This is a genomic window from Lacihabitans soyangensis (assembly GCF_024343775.1).
GTDB lineage: Bacteria > Bacteroidota > Bacteroidia > Cytophagales > Spirosomataceae > Leadbetterella > Leadbetterella soyangensis.
In genome coordinates this window covers 13,521-29,430 of the sequence record NZ_RJUF01000186.1, presented here as the reverse complement: position 1 = coordinate 29,430, position 15,910 = coordinate 13,521, and the positions used below count along the sequence as shown (strand labels likewise).

At 35.6% G+C, this 15,910-nt stretch carries 16 protein-coding genes; 7 read left to right on the top strand and 9 right to left on the bottom strand.

Translation table 11 applies throughout. The annotated features are described in order from the left end of the window. The 3 genes from EGI31_RS22185 to EGI31_RS22175 form a co-directional block, all read right to left on the bottom strand. A complete protein-coding gene (locus tag EGI31_RS22185) occupies positions 1-780 on the bottom strand; it encodes a nucleotidyl transferase AbiEii/AbiGii toxin family protein (RefSeq protein WP_255039384.1) in 780 nt (259 codons plus the stop codon). After that, on the bottom strand, positions 777-1,586 hold the full coding sequence (locus tag EGI31_RS22180) for a type IV toxin-antitoxin system AbiEi family antitoxin domain-containing protein (RefSeq protein WP_255039383.1): 810 nt from the start codon (positions 1,584-1,586) through the stop codon (positions 777-779). The genes EGI31_RS22185 and EGI31_RS22180 overlap by 4 nt, the downstream gene beginning before the upstream one ends. 129 nt (positions 1,587-1,715) lie before the next feature. Beyond that, positions 1,716-2,036, bottom strand: coding sequence for a hypothetical protein (locus EGI31_RS22175; RefSeq protein ID WP_255039382.1), 321 nt, complete (start codon positions 2,034-2,036; stop codon positions 1,716-1,718). A 319-nt stretch (positions 2,037-2,355) separates the two neighbouring features. On the opposite strand from EGI31_RS22175, the gene EGI31_RS22170 reads away from it, so the two are divergent. Genes EGI31_RS22170 through EGI31_RS22160 form a run of 3 tightly spaced genes read left to right on the top strand, consistent with a single transcriptional unit; the run spans position 2,356 to position 3,699 of the window. Then, positions 2,356-2,598, top strand: coding sequence for a hypothetical protein (locus tag EGI31_RS22170; protein WP_255039381.1), 243 nt, complete (start codon positions 2,356-2,358; stop codon positions 2,596-2,598). 34 nt (positions 2,599-2,632) lie between these two features. After that, the gene (locus tag EGI31_RS22165) at positions 2,633-3,502 is read left to right on the top strand and encodes a hypothetical protein (protein ID WP_255039380.1); all 870 of its coding nucleotides are present in this window, start codon (positions 2,633-2,635) and stop codon (positions 3,500-3,502) included. Positions 3,503-3,513: 11 nt separating this feature from the next. Further along, the gene (locus tag EGI31_RS22160; RefSeq protein ID WP_255039379.1) at positions 3,514-3,699 is read left to right on the top strand and encodes a hypothetical protein; all 186 of its coding nucleotides are present in this window, start codon (positions 3,514-3,516) and stop codon (positions 3,697-3,699) included. 4 nt (positions 3,700-3,703) lie between these two features. Here the strand turns inward: EGI31_RS22160 and EGI31_RS22155 are convergent, their stop codons facing one another. The 5 genes from EGI31_RS22155 to EGI31_RS22135 form a co-directional block, all read right to left on the bottom strand. After that, positions 3,704-5,212: a tyrosine-type recombinase/integrase gene (locus EGI31_RS22155; RefSeq protein WP_255039378.1), complete on the bottom strand. Its 1,509-nt coding sequence runs from the start codon at positions 5,210-5,212 to the stop codon at positions 3,704-3,706. Positions 5,213-5,506: 294 nt separating this feature from the next. Next, positions 5,507-5,977 (bottom strand): thermonuclease family protein, encoded by a 471-nt coding sequence (locus EGI31_RS22150; RefSeq protein ID WP_255039377.1) that lies wholly within the window; start codon positions 5,975-5,977, stop codon positions 5,507-5,509. Positions 5,978-6,045: 68 nt separating this feature from the next. Continuing rightward, the gene (locus tag EGI31_RS22145) at positions 6,046-6,441 is read right to left on the bottom strand and encodes a hypothetical protein (protein ID WP_255039376.1); all 396 of its coding nucleotides are present in this window, start codon (positions 6,439-6,441) and stop codon (positions 6,046-6,048) included. Positions 6,442-6,741: 300 nt separating this feature from the next. Then, positions 6,742-7,800, bottom strand: a complete 1,059-nt coding sequence (locus EGI31_RS22140; RefSeq protein WP_255039375.1) for a replication initiation protein — start codon at positions 7,798-7,800, stop codon at positions 6,742-6,744. Positions 7,801-8,537: 737 nt separating this feature from the next. Beyond that, entirely contained in the window at positions 8,538-9,134 is a 597-nt protein-coding gene (locus EGI31_RS22135) for a hypothetical protein (protein ID WP_255039374.1), read from the bottom strand. 290 nt (positions 9,135-9,424) lie between these two features. Here EGI31_RS22135 and EGI31_RS22130 point away from each other — a divergent pair, with 290 nt between their 5' ends. The 4 genes from EGI31_RS22130 to EGI31_RS22115 all read left to right on the top strand — a co-directional run bounded on the left by EGI31_RS22130 (position 9,425) and on the right by EGI31_RS22115 (position 13,689). Next, positions 9,425-9,670: a hypothetical protein gene (locus tag EGI31_RS22130; RefSeq protein WP_255039373.1), complete on the top strand. Its 246-nt coding sequence runs from the start codon at positions 9,425-9,427 to the stop codon at positions 9,668-9,670. A gap of 60 nt (positions 9,671-9,730) precedes the next feature. Beyond that, positions 9,731-10,441: a hypothetical protein gene (locus EGI31_RS22125; protein ID WP_255039372.1), complete on the top strand. Its 711-nt coding sequence runs from the start codon at positions 9,731-9,733 to the stop codon at positions 10,439-10,441. A gap of 98 nt (positions 10,442-10,539) precedes the next feature. Then, a complete protein-coding gene (locus tag EGI31_RS22120; RefSeq protein ID WP_255039371.1) occupies positions 10,540-11,478 on the top strand; it encodes an endonuclease/exonuclease/phosphatase family protein in 939 nt (312 codons plus the stop codon). Between the two features lie 177 nt (positions 11,479-11,655). Further along, the gene (locus tag EGI31_RS22115; protein ID WP_255039370.1) at positions 11,656-13,689 is read left to right on the top strand and encodes a patatin-like phospholipase family protein; all 2,034 of its coding nucleotides are present in this window, start codon (positions 11,656-11,658) and stop codon (positions 13,687-13,689) included. On the opposite strand, the gene EGI31_RS22110 is transcribed toward EGI31_RS22115, so the two are convergent. Further along, complete coding sequence (locus tag EGI31_RS22110) at positions 13,690-15,135, bottom strand: replication initiation protein (RefSeq protein WP_255039369.1); 1,446 nt, start codon at positions 15,133-15,135, stop codon at positions 13,690-13,692. Positions 15,136-15,910: the final 775 nt, after the last annotated feature.

The following is a 15,910-nucleotide window of genomic DNA, read 5'->3' as shown; positions in this document are numbered from 1 at the left end:
TTATATCTTTTCCAAAATTTCCTTTTTTACAAATTCATAAGCTTCATTGATATCATATGATATGCCACTCCTAAGCAATCCATTCATATCTCCCACAAAATCAGCATCTTCAATCTTCTTTTCCATATTTTCCATAAAATCTTTTTGCGTAACAGCATTACCTTCCTCATGCATATAATGCTTAAATGCCGCAACTAGCCGCTCAGTATCTACATTCGCATTCTTAAGAGCATACCACAAATCAAACAAATCACGTCCTTTTTTTCGTTGGTACAAGGCCCTAAGTTTGGTGGCCAATAGTTCATCCAAGCCGTATGTAGGTACAAGTGCCTCTCCATTATCCCAATCAGACTCTAGTTTAACAGGTACATTTTGTAAACCATAAACACTAAAATGTTCCCGAGTATTAACTTCTATTTTTAGTTTAATAGGTATATCGTCTTCAGACAACACACGGTAAACTATTGTGTTATTGTGTAATTTCTGATTAACTCTTGGTGTACCTAAAAACGCTAACTGCACTCTCACTCTATCAATAATTTCTCCAAACGGTTCAGCTTTGATCTGCACCAAATCTATATCTTCAGAATATCTGGCCGCCGGTGCCAAATAGAGTTTGTGCAAAGCCGTCCCACCTCGAAAAGCCAGCCGGTCTTTTATCAAATCATCATTAAACAAAGCTATCAATGCCCTCTGAATAATCAAATCTTGCTCCACTTGGTAGTTTTCCTGCCAAGGAGCCTGCTTTCGCCATGCAGTTATGTACGACTGTGGTATCATATATCAGTCTCTATTTCAACATTCGCTACCACCTTCCACCTGTTCCCTGTAATCATACTATCTGGTTTATTCTTTTGAGGTCTCAACAAAATCGGGTAAAAATCTTTAGTCTCTAAACAAGCATAAAGGGCATCGCTCAGTTCTATATCACCCAAAACATGTTCCAACAAATATCCCAACCGCTGTACAACAGCTACTTGCTCATACTTTTGTGAAATTTGTATCAGTTTATTTACTTCAATACTTTCTTTCAGCTCCTCCAACACGGTAGTCACCCTATTAAAACCACCAACAACCTCATAGTAATTTACCAAATCCAAAGCCGTGAGTTCCTCTGAGGAAACATTGATATAGCCAGTATCCACTTTTCTTTTTACGATACTTTCTTTATCCCAGCTTTTTTTAATGTTAAAATTTATTTTAAGACCATCCTTGTCAATATTCCTTAGGCTCGGTTTGGTGGTTATTATTGAGAATACCTGAGGTTGCTGATGAGCAGCACCGTAATAGGAAGCAGCATTGAGCAGCCCTACATAATAATCCTTATTTAAAAACTTCATAAGATCCGCCACAAACATCGACGGCGGTAACATACCCTTACTCCTATATTCAGGTGTAATAATTACATAAAACTCATTTCTTATTAAGGCTACTTCTTTTTTCTTCTTTAATCGTTGAAGGGCTTTTTTTATGGCCTCGTCAGATTGTTCAAAACGATTTCTGACTTCTTGCAACGAAAAAGCATACCTTCCATTAGAACGCATTTCATTGACAAAGTCCTCCAAATAACCGTATGGGTTAGCCATTTAAGTTCCTGTTTGTAAAAAGGGACACATTTCATCCCTTTACGCAGATGTAAACTTAGACAATGTATACCAAATTCGCAATACTTTATTAAAAAAGATAAATCCCCCTTGCAAAGGGGAACAGGGGGGCTACAACCCCACCCGCTTACTTATCCTAAAAAAGCTCCTCGCAAACAACATCACGATGACCATCAGCCCTCCAATCATCCGCAAATCTGGGTCATTGCTCTCATTTCCTATGTACTTAAGTGCCATTACACCCCCAAGGAGTACAAACAAGATAATACTCATATCAAACTCCTGGGTTTCGCGACCAATATAGTTATCACAAATCTCAGAGACCACATCGGTATCCAAGAATTCCTCCTTCGATAGGCGGGTACAGAGTTCCACAATCATTTTCGGGTTACCTTGGGCAACATCCCAAGCCTTATTCCGGGCGTGCTCCATACTTTCAAACTGGAGCTGGTTGCAAAGTCGGTGAAAAAGCCGCATGCCTTCAACACGTGCTAAAGGCTCAAGGGTAATCCGCTCAAAATCATAAATAAAAAAAGTGTTCATTTTAATCTCCCTATGGGTGGTAATAATCACAAAATGATTCTTTAGTCATTCAACGTCCGAAATCTCAATAGAACAAGATCTAAGAAAATACGCCTGCTAAGAGCCAAATGATGGAACTATAGCCACTCAAAAATAAACATTCGAAACAATTGTGTAAATCGAAAAAACATCTTAATATTGAGTTATAAACTAAAACAACACTAACAAAATGAAAAGAAAAAAATTCAGAAACTCATTCCTATTCTTAACAATCCTATTCTCATTATTTCTCGTCACCCCAACTTATGCAAAATGGTTTGGATGGGAATCAAACAATGATTGTGTCCCAGTTGCAACACCAGATGATTCCCATAATGTGTCTGCGTGTATCGGTGGTACCGAAACGTTTTATTTATTTGGAATTGCCATAACTACTAGAAGCGAAAAAGAAAAATATGGGTACGTAGGATGACATTTATCCTTAATTTTAATTAATAATTAGTCAAATGATTGTCCTTTTCTTGCTTTCTTATCTATTCTCCTTACAATTTAATCCAATAAATTTAAAAATAGTAAACGCCGAAACAGGCCAGGTAATACCTTACGTTACCTATACTAGACTTTTTGATTTTAAAGGTAGTTTTTCCGACGAAAATGGTAACATACAAATTCTAGAACATCTGGATAAACAATACGTCATTTCATGTATTGGATACAAAAATGACACAATAGTACCCTCCAAATCAACTGCAACCATATTTCTCAACCCTTCTACAATCGAATTACCCGAACTTGAAGTTAGTGGAAGAAAAAATAAGGAAAAAATTCATGAAATAGGTTATTTGAAAGGATTTTCAGTAGTACCGTACTATTCATCCTTACCACGAAAAATGGCAATATGTACCTTTATACCATCAAGTGATAAAAGCAAGAAATGGACAATCCAAACTATTAAAATTAATATCGGTGCAAATAAAAGTAAAAACTATGATGCCTTCTTAATAAGGCTATTTATAAAAGAAAATAATAATAAAACTCCTGGAAAAGATCTTTTAACAAGAGACTTGATAGCAAGAATATCCACAAATTCCCAAAAATATTCTTTTCAGATTGAAGGTTCAATTCTTATGCCAACGAAGGGGTGTTTTGTTGGCCTAGAAACGGTTGGTAAAATTGATAAAAAGGGTAACTTCACCGCTTTTAGCGATTTTTACGAAAAACCAGATAAACCATTTCAATTATCTGTTAAAATGGTAAAATCAGACAGTTACTCATTGGTCAAGTATGGAGGTTTTAATAGTTGGTTTCTTAATAACAGAACCGATAATAATCCTGACACTTATGCAATTGGATTAGAAGTTACTGAAATAAAATAATTGGTATAAAATTGATTCTTCCCCTGAGTCAACTCAAAACTTTAAGCAAACTAATAGCCCTAAAACACGAAATCTACAACTCCAAAATTCATCATAAAGCCACCAAGAAAGAACAAGGTAATGGAAATAGAAAGACACTTCTACCATTGGGGCAATCCGACGTTTCGGCCAAGAGCAATTCCCCCACAAGGGGCTAGGGGGCTACAACCCCACCCGCTTACTTATCTTAAAAAAGCTCCTTGCAAACAACATCACGATCACCATAAGTCCACCAATCATCCTTAAATCAGGGTCATTACTCTCATTTCCTATGTACTTAAGTGCCATTACACCGCCAAGGAGTACAAACAAGATAATACTCATATCAAATTCTCGGGTTTCCCGACCAATATAATTATCACAAATCTCAGAGACCACATCCGTATCCAAGAATTCCTCTTTGGAAAGACGGGTGCATAGCTCCACAATCATTTTCGGGTTACCTTGAGCAATATCCCAAACCTTATTCCGGGCATGCTCCATACTCTCAAACTGCAGCTGGTTGCAAAGTCGGTGAAAAAGCCGAATGCCTTCAACACGAGGTAAGGGCTCAAGCGTAATCCGCTCAAAATCATAAATAAAAAAAGTGTTCATTTTAATCTCCCTAACGGTAGTAATAATCACAAAATGATTCTTTAGCTTTTCCACGGCCCTAACCACACTGGGTGTAATCGTATCGATATCAGCAATCCGAAGAACGTATTCTTTGGGTACAGTAATTTGCATCAACAAGTCACATAAACTATTCAAACTATCCTTATTAATGGTTTTATGGAGGTCGTCACGTTCATTTTTATCAAAAAGCCTTTTGGCCGCAGCCTCTTTGTCTCCATTAAAAAGAAAAAGCAAAATATTGAGCAATGACTTCCGAAAATCTTTCAGATCGTCTATCTCCAAAACAGTCTTCTTAAACTTAATTGCATTTAGAAGGTGCGTTTTTCCAATACCCACAGAACCGCATATAACTACATTGATATGCCTTTCAATAGCACTTTCGATTCGTTTGACTTCGGCCTCACGTCCTACGGTATAATTAGCATCATATTCCAGCACCGACACCTTAGGGCTTTTTTTCTTGGGCAAAAACCAAGACTTTATTCTGGCCCCAATACTGGGTTTTATATCTTGATGTCGGTTAATCAGAGACCGAAGTTTATCCTGGTCTTGATGAGCATAAATAAGTGAGGTTTCAAGGCGGGAGTGGCCAAGAGCATCCCGAATATCTTCTAATTCCGCACCAGCGGCACGGAGATTAGTAGCAAAACTGTGTCTTAGCTTATGTGGATGCACATCCTCAACTTCAGGGTTCATCCCTTCAAGCTGTTTGAGCATTTTGTTCACCGCTTGGCGACTAATAGGGGAGAGGCCACCATCTTTACTAAAAATAAAACCTGTACCACGGCCATTAATTTCTTCGATGTACTGAGCCAAACAATCATAAAGACGGTTCGACATCGGAATGCTCCGCTTCACTCCTTTTTCTTTTTTCTTAAGTGTGGCCACCACTACTGTGCGATTTCGAAAATCCAAACTTTCCCATTTCAAATTCAGCATCTCACTAACCCGAAGGCCACCATCTGCCAAAAACAAAATCTGCAGACGATGCCGAGTAAGCTTCACCGACCCCAACAAACTATCAATCTGCCCCAAACTCAAAAACTCATTCTCCATAAATTTCTAAAATTGGTTTCTGAATACATGCTAAGTCTTGTTACAGGTTTATGGTAAACGAAATTCATAAATACTGATGGTTCCCTATTTTCTCAAATAGTCCGTTTGAAAATTTTGGTTCTTAAATGATAAATTACCAGACAGGCACCTCAAAATTTTCAAGAGGATCATTATTTGAGAAGTGTTTTTTTGCCTACTTTTTTTTCAAAAAAAAGTAGGGCCTGCCCGGCGAGGGCAACACTAAGCATATAAAAACAAAGATTTATCTCAGCACCTCATCAAACCATATTTTACTTAAATTCTCTTCCTCTTACCCCATTCCCATGGAGCCACTGCCCCCTCAAATCTCCAAATATTAACTTTCCTAGTCCTTGCCAAAATCTCAGCATCAGCATAAACCGCATCACTTGAGTACCGCTTATAATGCCAGGCCAATCCATTCTTCACCAATTCCAAATTAACATTAACACCATCCTTAGTTAAAACTACCGCAATCAACCGCCCATATCGATCCTTTGTCCCATTAGAGACCAACTTCACCTCCTTACCAAAACAAAGGTCAGACACAAACTCCTTGGCCACACGACTATAAGGCTGACCACCCCCGATTTCAGGACAATCCACATGCTCAAACCTCACAACAATAGCCTTTCCATCAACAAGAACCTCAATGGTATCTCCATCCTTAACACCCACAACCCGACCACCTTGACCAAAACAAACGTGAGCAACCAAAAAAACCAAAACCAAAATTCTATATTCCATAACCAAATTTATACAATCTAAATAACTCCCCCTTTGGGGGCTTGGGGGGCCAATTCCCCCTTTGGGGGTTAGGGGGCCTCAACCGTCACATCAGGCAAAACCGTCTTCCTAAAACCCACACAATCCGATTTACACTTCACATAAATTCCATCGTTTATAATGACATTAAACCTGCCAGGCTGTTTAACATGCAGCCCAAAGTAACCCAAATCCCCATTTTTCCGCTGAAATACAATTTGAACAGACTTCTTCCAAACCACCATTTCCTGATGTTGATCAATTGCGTGCTGCATCATTTGCATGGGGTACTCCTTTTCAGTGTCATTGGTGTCAATCCAATAATACCGCAAATCAATAGGTTGCCGTTCCGAATCATAAAAACAAATCTGAACCCTCCGAGCCTCCTGAAACTGGATTAGCAGCAACAAATAAACCTTTAATGCAACAATATTAAGTATCGACATATTTTCTCTATTAGACTTTTCATTATAATCTTATTACGCATTTAAAATGTAAAACTTATGGTTCCTAATAATTTCTGAACAGTCCGTTGAGAAATTTTGGACCGCAAAGTCAATCATTATTTAGAGGGCTTATTTGTCCAAAATTTCTCAGAGGATCATTGTTCAGAAAATGTTTTTTTTGTTACTTTTTTTTCAAAAAAAAAGTAAGCCCGCCCGGCAAGGGCACGAAAGAGAATCAACAAGCCTACATTTCCAGAACATCCTTATTCAAAACCAGAATTTACCTTAACCCCTCATAATTTAAATTCTATTCCTCAAAAACCCTCTATTCTCCCCAAAACCCAGACTTTGAGCCATATACGCTGTGGCACTGATTTTTATTTTTATTTCGCCCTCCATAATCCTGGTATGAATCAAAAGAAACTTCCTTATCATCTTCATATCATTCATTATTTTCTTCCTTTGCATTTTTCCGAACTCATATATACTCAAAACCTCATGACAGTAGGCCACGATACCCTTTTCGTCATGAACGGAGTACGCATAAATCTCATCCTTAATTTTATCGACATTCATTCTTCCCTTCCTAAATATCATAAATTGAATCTCTGAAACCTTCCTTCCAAGTTTTCCAGTCTCATAATATTCAATTTCATATCCTGTCTTTTCTTTAATTTCTTGTTTTGCAGGATCCAGTACTCTTCTTTTAAAATCGGCATAATTATCATAGTTGCATCCTAGAGTCTGTTGCAGCTCATGAATTTGGTATTCAAAAGCATTCTTTCTCTGACCGTTGGTATGCATCATTACAATCTCAAAAATTCTTTGGGAATACACCGTTTTCAAACTCAGAACTACATCCAAATTAAACTTGGTATACTTATTCTTTAAATCAATAAAGTAGGGAATAACCGTTGAGAGCATGGTCAAACTGATGTACGCAACCCCTTTTCTTTTATAGTACCTTGCTTCAGGAAAAGGAACAATAATTCCAAACCCTTCCTTGTCCGGACTATTTATCTTCTTACTCGTAATGGTGTCACACAGTCCTTGTAGGCGAGAATAATTACAGTTCAATTCTTTCACCGGAATTTCAAAAACCTGATTCAGGTTATTAACAATAGGATCCCGCTCAATCTGATTAATGCAGTAAAGCCATACCTTTCTCTCCAACAAACTAAATTCCTGATAGCTGAGGGTAATGATATTAGCTTGAAAGCAGTTCTCCTTTTTAATAAAATAGTTGGGCTTCGAGCGGAAATTATGGGCTGGCCTTCCAAGCGATTTAATTAAATTAAAGTTATGTTCTCTAGTCGTAATTTTTACATTTGATTCATCATTAGGTAAGATTCGAGTCATAAGGTTTATTGGTATAGTTTCTATTTTTAAAAGTCTGTTAGATCAATTGATTTAAATCAATATCCCGCAAATTGTCTGGGATAAATAAGTAGTAAATACAATTTTATCAAAATTTTTTACCAAAAAACTTAGTTCATTCTTACCTTCTGTCGTAATAACTCTACTTTCTTGAACAAATCAATCATTTTGTCACCCAAAAAAGTAACTTCCTCACCATTTTTAGTTAGAAAAAATACCTGAAAACATTGATACAATTTGTCGCAAAATATTAGGCATTCTGTTTCAGCAATACAAAAGCACTGTTTCAAAAGAAATGACAAAAAAAACAAGTCAAAAACTAGCATTTCTTAATATAATATTTGGTTCAAAAAATCCGCTTTAATTTTGACTTTATGTCACAATAAAAAACCACATCTGTCGCAATAGAGCAACTTATTCCATACATTATGTCGTAGATTCTCTTACAAGGTGTCGTATTAAAGAAACTTTAAGTGAAATAATAGCCTAAAAACCAGATTACTATGAAGGTAAACAGGCTGCACAAATCACTCAAATTCTTAAATAATTAAAAATTATTGATGTTTAGGTGTATATGTGGAAAACCACCACTTCGGAATATTTTCGGAATGAATATCTTAATAAAACGCGAAGCGTTTTGAGCACGTAGGAATAAAAGAGATTTTGCGGCCCCCAAAATTTCATACAATTTGTCGCAATATCGCATTGATAGTAATCTTTTAGTTCTTTAAAAGTACATTTTTCATCCCAAAATGAGCCATTTTTTCAAGTTCTAAAACCATAATGTCATAATTAATCCGCATCACCCGAATTCGCTCTGAAGCCTCAAATCGTTCTAAATCCTTCTTTCTACACTGTTCGGGTGTACATTCTCTTTTTTCACAGCACTCTACCCCAATCGCATAAATCGCAGCTTCAATAGTATATTTTTCTTGGGCAACCTTTATTCTTTCTTGTTCCAATAAAAGCTTTTCATATTCTATACCTATTGCCTGCAGCTGCTGGTTCATTTCAAGCTCCATCTTCATGTCAAGGCTCTTTAGCCGCCTATCCATCAAAAACCGATCTCTCCTATATTGAAAAATATTCGATAACCTCCAATTAATGATGGGTAAACCCCATCCAAAACCGACATCAGGCACATAATCCCAGAACGGTTTCCGATTCAAATCCTTAAATTCTTCCCTTCCAGCCTTCCAAGCCGATTGATAATAACTCTGCAGTGAAGCCTCGTAAGTAGCCAATGGTTTCAATTCCCGACCAAAGCACCAAATCGAACTAAAAACGATAACGAAAATCAATAAAATTCCCTTCATAAAGCTGTCTTAAGATTATTTTAAAACACAAAACTTATAACTCCATTAAGCCGTGATTACTATTTCTTTAAGTTAAAAAAGTACAATATTCAAGCCACATTTCTACGTCAACTTTGGCCATTTTTCCGACAACACAAAACACGTATTTTGTCAACTTTGCCGCTCCCCGATGAAAAAAATCATTCTTTTGCGGTACCAACCACATTTTCTAAGAATATTATTCTTTAAACTCTTTTAAAAAACAAATTAAATATTTAGTTTTGATATACAACCTATTTTGAATTTACTACTTGCAAACACTATATTCTGAAACCAACATGAATGACTTAAATCCTGAAATTTTTAATTTCATTCGCATCAAACCGCTAACACAAATAATGGGAATGTCTCAGTCAAGATTCACCCAGAAGCTTAGAAACCACAAAATCAAAGGCCAGGTACAATCTTTCACTACTGATGAACAAATAAGGTTAAAAAAAGGACTTGGAACACTTATGGACATTTTGAATGCTGAGGTTCAAAAAGTGAAGGTATAGTCCCAGACAATCTTAATAATTTATCAAAACCCTTAACCCCAGTTTACCTTCAAGGTATTTATGAAAACCAAACCTACACTTTTATCCATTCTTTCTGAATTACCCAAACTTACACTCGATCCTAAAATTCATCAGGTTAATCTTATTCCGAACGGGATCAATATTCATTTTATCGATAGCAAATACCAAGAAAAATTCGAAGAATACGCAAAAGGAAAGAACAAACAAATCAAATTGATCAACTATGGTCAAGCAGCCATCAATCTAACTTTTTACGAAAAACACAAATACAAAATAGAAAAGGACCCAATACCAGAAGAGGTTTTTGAGGCTCTCCTGAAAAGATGTGATGACTTAAACGAATTTATAAACCAAGGCTATCTTTTTGAGGATAATCAAAGAAACGAAAGACAGACGCAGGCTAAAGAGCAGCTGCTTAAAATCCAACACACGATTGATAATTTCCATAATTACGAGTTTGCAATCTCCAACTATTACAGAAACTTCATATACTGGTATGTATCTTTCAGATACCGCTTAGAAGACGGTAGTCTCGACTTTGCCTCCCAACATTTACTCAATTCTGAGAAAGACCGTTTTGGAAAAACCACTCTTCCAAAAATCAATATCATATTCATTGACACCGACTACATAAGTGTCCACACCCCATATCAAAACAAAAAAATAGAAGAGTACTTGAAACAATTCGAAACTCAGTTAGACTTGGGATTGAGAGATATTTTTGTAAAAGAGAAAATAACATCACAGTAAAGCAAAATCTACCTACCGAATAATAAAAATGACCCTAAAACATTGATTATTTGTACGTTAATTTTGAATTTTAGATAACTAATTATTTAAAAAGCAAAATGGTAGCCTTCGAAAAACCCAACTATACTTTTAATTTTGACCTTCAAACCGAAATTGATGCTATACGGACGCACAAAGGAACGAGAAGAATTCCTGATAAGCATCCCGATAAACTTCTTATTGCCACATGGAATATAGCAAATCTTGGTTTACAGCAACGAACCAACGACCATTACAAAATTATTGCTGAAATAATCAGTTGGTTTGACATAATCGCCATACAAGAAGTGCATGAAAATCTTGAAGGTTTACACCAGCTCGAATCTTTAATAGGGCCAACTTATGATTTGATGTTTAATGATGTGGGAGGGAATGAAGAAAGAGCCGCTTACTTCTTTGATGAAAATAAAGTCGAAAGGCTTCAAATGGTAGGTGAACTTTCCATACCCCCTAGTCAATTAAGGCATATTAAAATTGCAGGAATCCAAGAAAAATTCACTGGTTTTGACCGTAATCCTTATGTGGCCAGCTTTAAGTTTAAAGAAAAGAAACTTGTCTTCATAAACGCACATTTATTTTTTGGTGGTGAAAGTGCCGATGAAATGAATAGGAGAGGACTAGAAGCTTATGCGGTAGGTAGATATGCCGACCTAGAAAAGAAAAGCCAACACAGTTTTGCAGATTATTACTTTGCCTTAGGGGACTTCAATATTCCAATGGCTCAAGCAGGTGATCCAATTTTTGACGCTTTAACAAATCGAGGTCTTGTTATTCCTGACCATTCAACCAGAATTGCTTCAAGTATAATGTCCGATGCCCAATACGACCAAGTCCTTTTTTTCCCTGATACAAAGCGAACCATAAAAGCCGATGGTGTATTTGATTTTGACCATGTATTGTTCGCCCAATTGTACCAACAACGGCCAAGAAGCTTTAAAGGCTATTGCAGATATTATGTTTCTGATCACAGACCAATGTGGGTGGAAATAGAATTTTAAATTATTTTATTGATGGATAAATTAATACAGTTCCTAAATTCTTTAAATGAAAGAATTAAAATTTGGAGTCAAATAGTACTTCCATATTTCAGAAAAGCAAGTTCAATTCTGAATTTAATAATAGACTTCACATGGTATATTATCTCCGAATTCTATCTAATAGTTATAGTCAACTGTATGCTATACTTTATTCTTCATACTGAACAAGTTGTAGAAAATACACAGATATTAATTTCGGATACAGATGTTCTGAAGAAAACCATCTTTGCTCTGTCTATAGTATTTTACATTTATACCAATAATTTAGCTATCATCGCGGTCAAGAAGACTGCATCATTTAATTCGAGTATTACAGTTGCTAATAGGTTTAAAATTTGGGATCAAGCTAGTCTTCGTTATTTGAAACTTACAATGGAAAACTTGATTGTTCTAATTATTAGCGTTCTTATTCTGCTGGAATTTTCTGAACATTTTTTTTTGGTTTTCTTTAATGCTGAGACCAATTCAAATTTACTTTTGTTTGGTACTGTTTGTCTGTTAACACAAGTTGTTATTAATAGGTTAATCCAATATACAAAACCTTATTTAGACAATCACATACTTAATTATGCCGGCCAAATAACATTAAATCAATTTAATAAAAAAACACCTAAGCACATAATCGATTATCGCGGCCTATTATTCAAAACAACATTTTTTTCAATTGGTATAGTAATTTACACATTTCTAGGCTTTTCTTCTCCAAATCAATTTTTCGTAAATTTATTCGCCACACAGAGCATAATTTTTATTGGTTTTTCTTTCGCATTACTATTCATTGTAGAATTCATGATACTGCCAAGAGCCAATAAAGCGAAATTCATTTTTATAATTTCTGCAATAGAACTCATATTTTCACTTTGGAATGACCCTTCCGAGGCAGAATACATGCAAAAGCAACACGCTCAAATAGATCATCAATTACATTTTTCAAAATGGATTAATCACAAGAAACCCGTTGAAGGTGATACTATTCCGCTTATCTTTATTGCTGCTGAGGGTGGTGGTATAAGAGCAATGGGTTGGTCATTGATGGCAATGAATTTTATTGACAAAAAATTCTCAAAAAAGACAAATTATATTTACTTAATTTCCGGGGTCTCTGGTGGTTCAGTCGGTGCAACAATGTATGTGTCATTACTTAAAGACAAATTGCATTATAGAAACCAACGCATTTCTGACTCAACGATTTATGATTTAATATCCCAAGACTATTTATCCAATATTGTTCGTGGAAACATGTTCAAATCCCCACTAAGAATTTTTTCACCACAGGAATTTAGTACTTTAGATAGAAACAAAATGTTAGAAGATTCTTGGAGCAATTCATATTTTGACAAAACCCAATCCAGAACTATGGACAACCAGCTGCTGAATATTTGGTCTAACGATACATTATTTCAAATCCCTTCATTAGTTTTAAATTGCACATTGGCCGAAACTGGAGAAAAGGCAATAATTTCTAATTTAAATTTTAATAACAAATTGACAGGAATCAGGGAAATATACAATGAAATTGATCCAAATTATGATTTGAAAGCTAAATCAGCGGCATCTTTATCAGCCCGTTTTCCGATAGTTACAAGTGGGGGTCTAATAAAATCAACTAAAAATGAAAAATATCATTTAACTGATGGTGGCTATAATGATAACACAGGAATAGAAACGTGCCTACAAGTAATATCTCAACTACACTTTAAAATCGACAGCCTTGCCAAAAAACGTATATATATTAAACCGTACATATTCTATTTAAAAAACAGTAGAAACGAAAATAAATCGCTGGTCAATAATTCTCAATTAGCTTACGAAACGAAAAGCATTATTCAGAGTTTTTATAATAGCTGGGATAAGGAATCTGTTATAAAAAGTGACTTATATACAAACTTATCCATCCAAAGTAAACTTGGTGTTACCTTCACAACTATAGAACTAAACAGGGAAAACCATGTCTACCCATTAGGTTGGCAATTGAGTAAGAAGTCTTTGAATGGTATGCATAACAATATTAATACTTTGTTCAACTTGGATTATTCAAACCTTTCTAGTGAACAAAGGGCAGCTAAAATTATTAATATTGACAGCAGTGTTACTTTTTCTCGAGCAAAAAACTTATACTACATGCACAAGGTTTTTGCAGGTTTAGAGAAATTAACCTCAGATAGCCATTAATCACCCCAAAACAATCTCTCCCTTTTCATCAAAATCTATATGTAGCTTAAAATTCTGAAGAGCGAAATGCTTCAGATGCTTTTTCTCGTCATAGCCATTAGGGAAAGCGTACTTCTCAGCTATTCTTTTAACGGCATTGGAGTTCGGTTGACTTTTCTCTTCCCCTCGAAAATAAATCACCTTTACCCCCGATGAATTCCACAGTTCTTCAATCTCTTTTTCTTTTTGAACCGGATCCATTTCTTCAAAATATTTTGTCAGAAAAGTGCTCCTTTCTTGCTGATAAACTCTCCTTAACTCGTCAATTGTCCTTTGTTTTTTTATTTCTTCAAGTAATTGGTCATTGGTGACTGTCTTTTCCTTTTTGACTTCCTTTTGAGCTTGCTCAAAACCGGGATATTTAAGTAAATTATCAGCTGTGAAAAATGCCAATGTTTTCGGTTTGGCCTTACTTTCAATCATGCCAAGAAGACCATCTTTTACGGCTTGAAATCCTATATTAGTCAATAATGTATCAAAATGTGTTTTAATGGCCAACTCCGAAGGCTTTTCTTGAATACTAAATTTTTGCACCAATCCTAAGATTTCTTTCAGCTGAATATCCTTATCAAAAAGCCCTGGCTGTTCTACCTGCTCATGAAGTGCCTGTTCTTGAGTGGCCGCTTGCTCTATCAAAAGTTTAGTCTCGTCCTTCTTCGTAATCGTAAACAAAAGCCCTTTAATCCGTGGCCGTTTTCCATCCAAATTATCACCAGTAGGTTCATAATTAACCTGAATATCGGTTTTATCATTGATTTCCTCCATGGCGGGCACCAGTACCTTACCTTCAAAATTACTCCAATGTTTATATCCAGAGGTGTTATAATTAAACTGTACTTTAAATCGCTCCAAATCCGTTGAATACTTTCCATGGTTCAACCAGGATTTAAAAAATGGATATAACTTTATAGCTTGTGCATTTTGAAGCCGAAAAACGTTATTCTTCAAGAAACTAAAATTACCATCTTCCTTGACCTCTATAATTCTTTTCGCAATATCGCTGTCTACAAATATCTCCATCCGACCCGTTTTAGGGTTATGAATCGATTTGGTCACAATAGATGTAGTAATTATATCATCTCCTTCCTTCCAGCGAAGTAGGTTAGATTGCATAGTTTCAATACTGTCAATCAGATGCTTATAATTCTTTTTATTAGCACCGATACTCTCCAAAAAATCTCCTAAGTGAATCTCAAGAACCACCGACTGGTTTCTTTGTATATCCACCATATGCTCAGGCGTAAGTTTTGAAGCAATATCGTAGAATATCTTTGGGGTATAAATATCATTAATTGCAATCTCTTTCCCTTTACCAATCATCCTAACAAACTTAGGACTGGCCAAGGGATTATTTAAAATCACATAATCTGGGTTCTGTTGAAGTTCTTTTACGGTATCCTTCGCCATTAGAAACGTGTAAATCAGAGTTTAAGTTAAAAGGAATAGCAAGTTAATACACAAATTCAACTTTTAAAACAAAGTTGGCTAAAATATTTTTATCCGTTTTCAGGTCGCACTTTATTACATATAATTTCCTTTAAAATATTTTAACGTCTCATAAAGATAGTGTTCTCAAAAAAGTTTTCTTTTTAATGTACATCTCGTCTAACTTTACCTTATATCTTACCAAACTAAATTGTTCAGTTCAGCCAGAATCACAGATAATTCCCAGTCACTTTCGGGTTTTATAAGTCAATTACTATCCCCCAATAAACTTATTTTAAAATAAATTTTAAAAACACAAACTGAATTTTTTTGCAAATTAGAACCCAATATCTGCACATTAACACCCATGTGCCGTATTACAGTTGGCTATTAAATAATTATTTAATAAAAAATGCCGTATTTGAGTTGGCTATCTATGACATTTGGTATAAAAAACAAAGTATTTAACCGTAATTGAGTTGGATAATTACCAATCCCAACCGCTGAAGTGGCCATATTTAGCTCAAATCGAGGGATTCCTACTAAATATCTGTACAATTTGTCATAATAATGTAGCTTTTGAGAAGCCGTAAATGAGTTGGATACCAACCGTAATCTGGTTGGCTACACCGTAAATGAGTTGGATAAGTGCCGTATATGAGTTGCCTAATTGCCGTAATCTAGTTGCTTAATCACCGTAATCTGGTTGGCTAATGACCGTAATCTGGTTGAGAGAATAGCTTATAAGTAACTGATT

What these genes read in the sequence shown, in the direction of transcription:
- EGI31_RS22165 (WP_255039380.1), top strand. Translation starts at nt 2,633, where the DNA reads ATGATTGTCCTTTTCTTGCTTTCTTATCTATTCTCCTTACAATTTAAT.
- EGI31_RS22125 (WP_255039372.1), top strand. Translation starts at nt 9,731, where the DNA reads ATGAAAACCAAACCTACACTTTTATCCATTCTTTCTGAATTACCCAAA.
- EGI31_RS22110 (WP_255039369.1), bottom strand. Translation starts at nt 15,135, where the DNA reads ATGGCGAAGGATACCGTAAAAGAACTTCAACAGAACCCAGATTATGTG.
- EGI31_RS22135 (WP_255039374.1), bottom strand. Translation starts at nt 9,134, where the DNA reads ATGAAGGGAATTTTATTGATTTTCGTTATCGTTTTTAGTTCGATTTGG.
- EGI31_RS22150 (WP_255039377.1), bottom strand. Translation starts at nt 5,977, where the DNA reads ATGGAATATAGAATTTTGGTTTTGGTTTTTTTGGTTGCTCACGTTTGT.
- EGI31_RS22145 (WP_255039376.1), bottom strand. Translation starts at nt 6,441, where the DNA reads ATGTCGATACTTAATATTGTTGCATTAAAGGTTTATTTGTTGCTGCTA.
- EGI31_RS22180 (WP_255039383.1), bottom strand. Translation starts at nt 1,586, where the DNA reads ATGGCTAACCCATACGGTTATTTGGAGGACTTTGTCAATGAAATGCGT.
- EGI31_RS22115 (WP_255039370.1), top strand. Translation starts at nt 11,656, where the DNA reads ATGCTATACTTTATTCTTCATACTGAACAAGTTGTAGAAAATACACAG.
- EGI31_RS22185 (WP_255039384.1), bottom strand. Translation starts at nt 780, where the DNA reads ATGATACCACAGTCGTACATAACTGCATGGCGAAAGCAGGCTCCTTGG.
- EGI31_RS22140 (WP_255039375.1), bottom strand. Translation starts at nt 7,800, where the DNA reads ATGACTCGAATCTTACCTAATGATGAATCAAATGTAAAAATTACGACT.
- EGI31_RS22155 (WP_255039378.1), bottom strand. Translation starts at nt 5,212, where the DNA reads ATGGAGAATGAGTTTTTGAGTTTGGGGCAGATTGATAGTTTGTTGGGG.
- EGI31_RS22170 (WP_255039381.1), top strand. Translation starts at nt 2,356, where the DNA reads ATGAAAAGAAAAAAATTCAGAAACTCATTCCTATTCTTAACAATCCTA.
- EGI31_RS22120 (WP_255039371.1), top strand. Translation starts at nt 10,540, where the DNA reads ATGGTAGCCTTCGAAAAACCCAACTATACTTTTAATTTTGACCTTCAA.
- EGI31_RS22175 (WP_255039382.1), bottom strand. Translation starts at nt 2,036, where the DNA reads ATGGAGCACGCCCGGAATAAGGCTTGGGATGTTGCCCAAGGTAACCCG.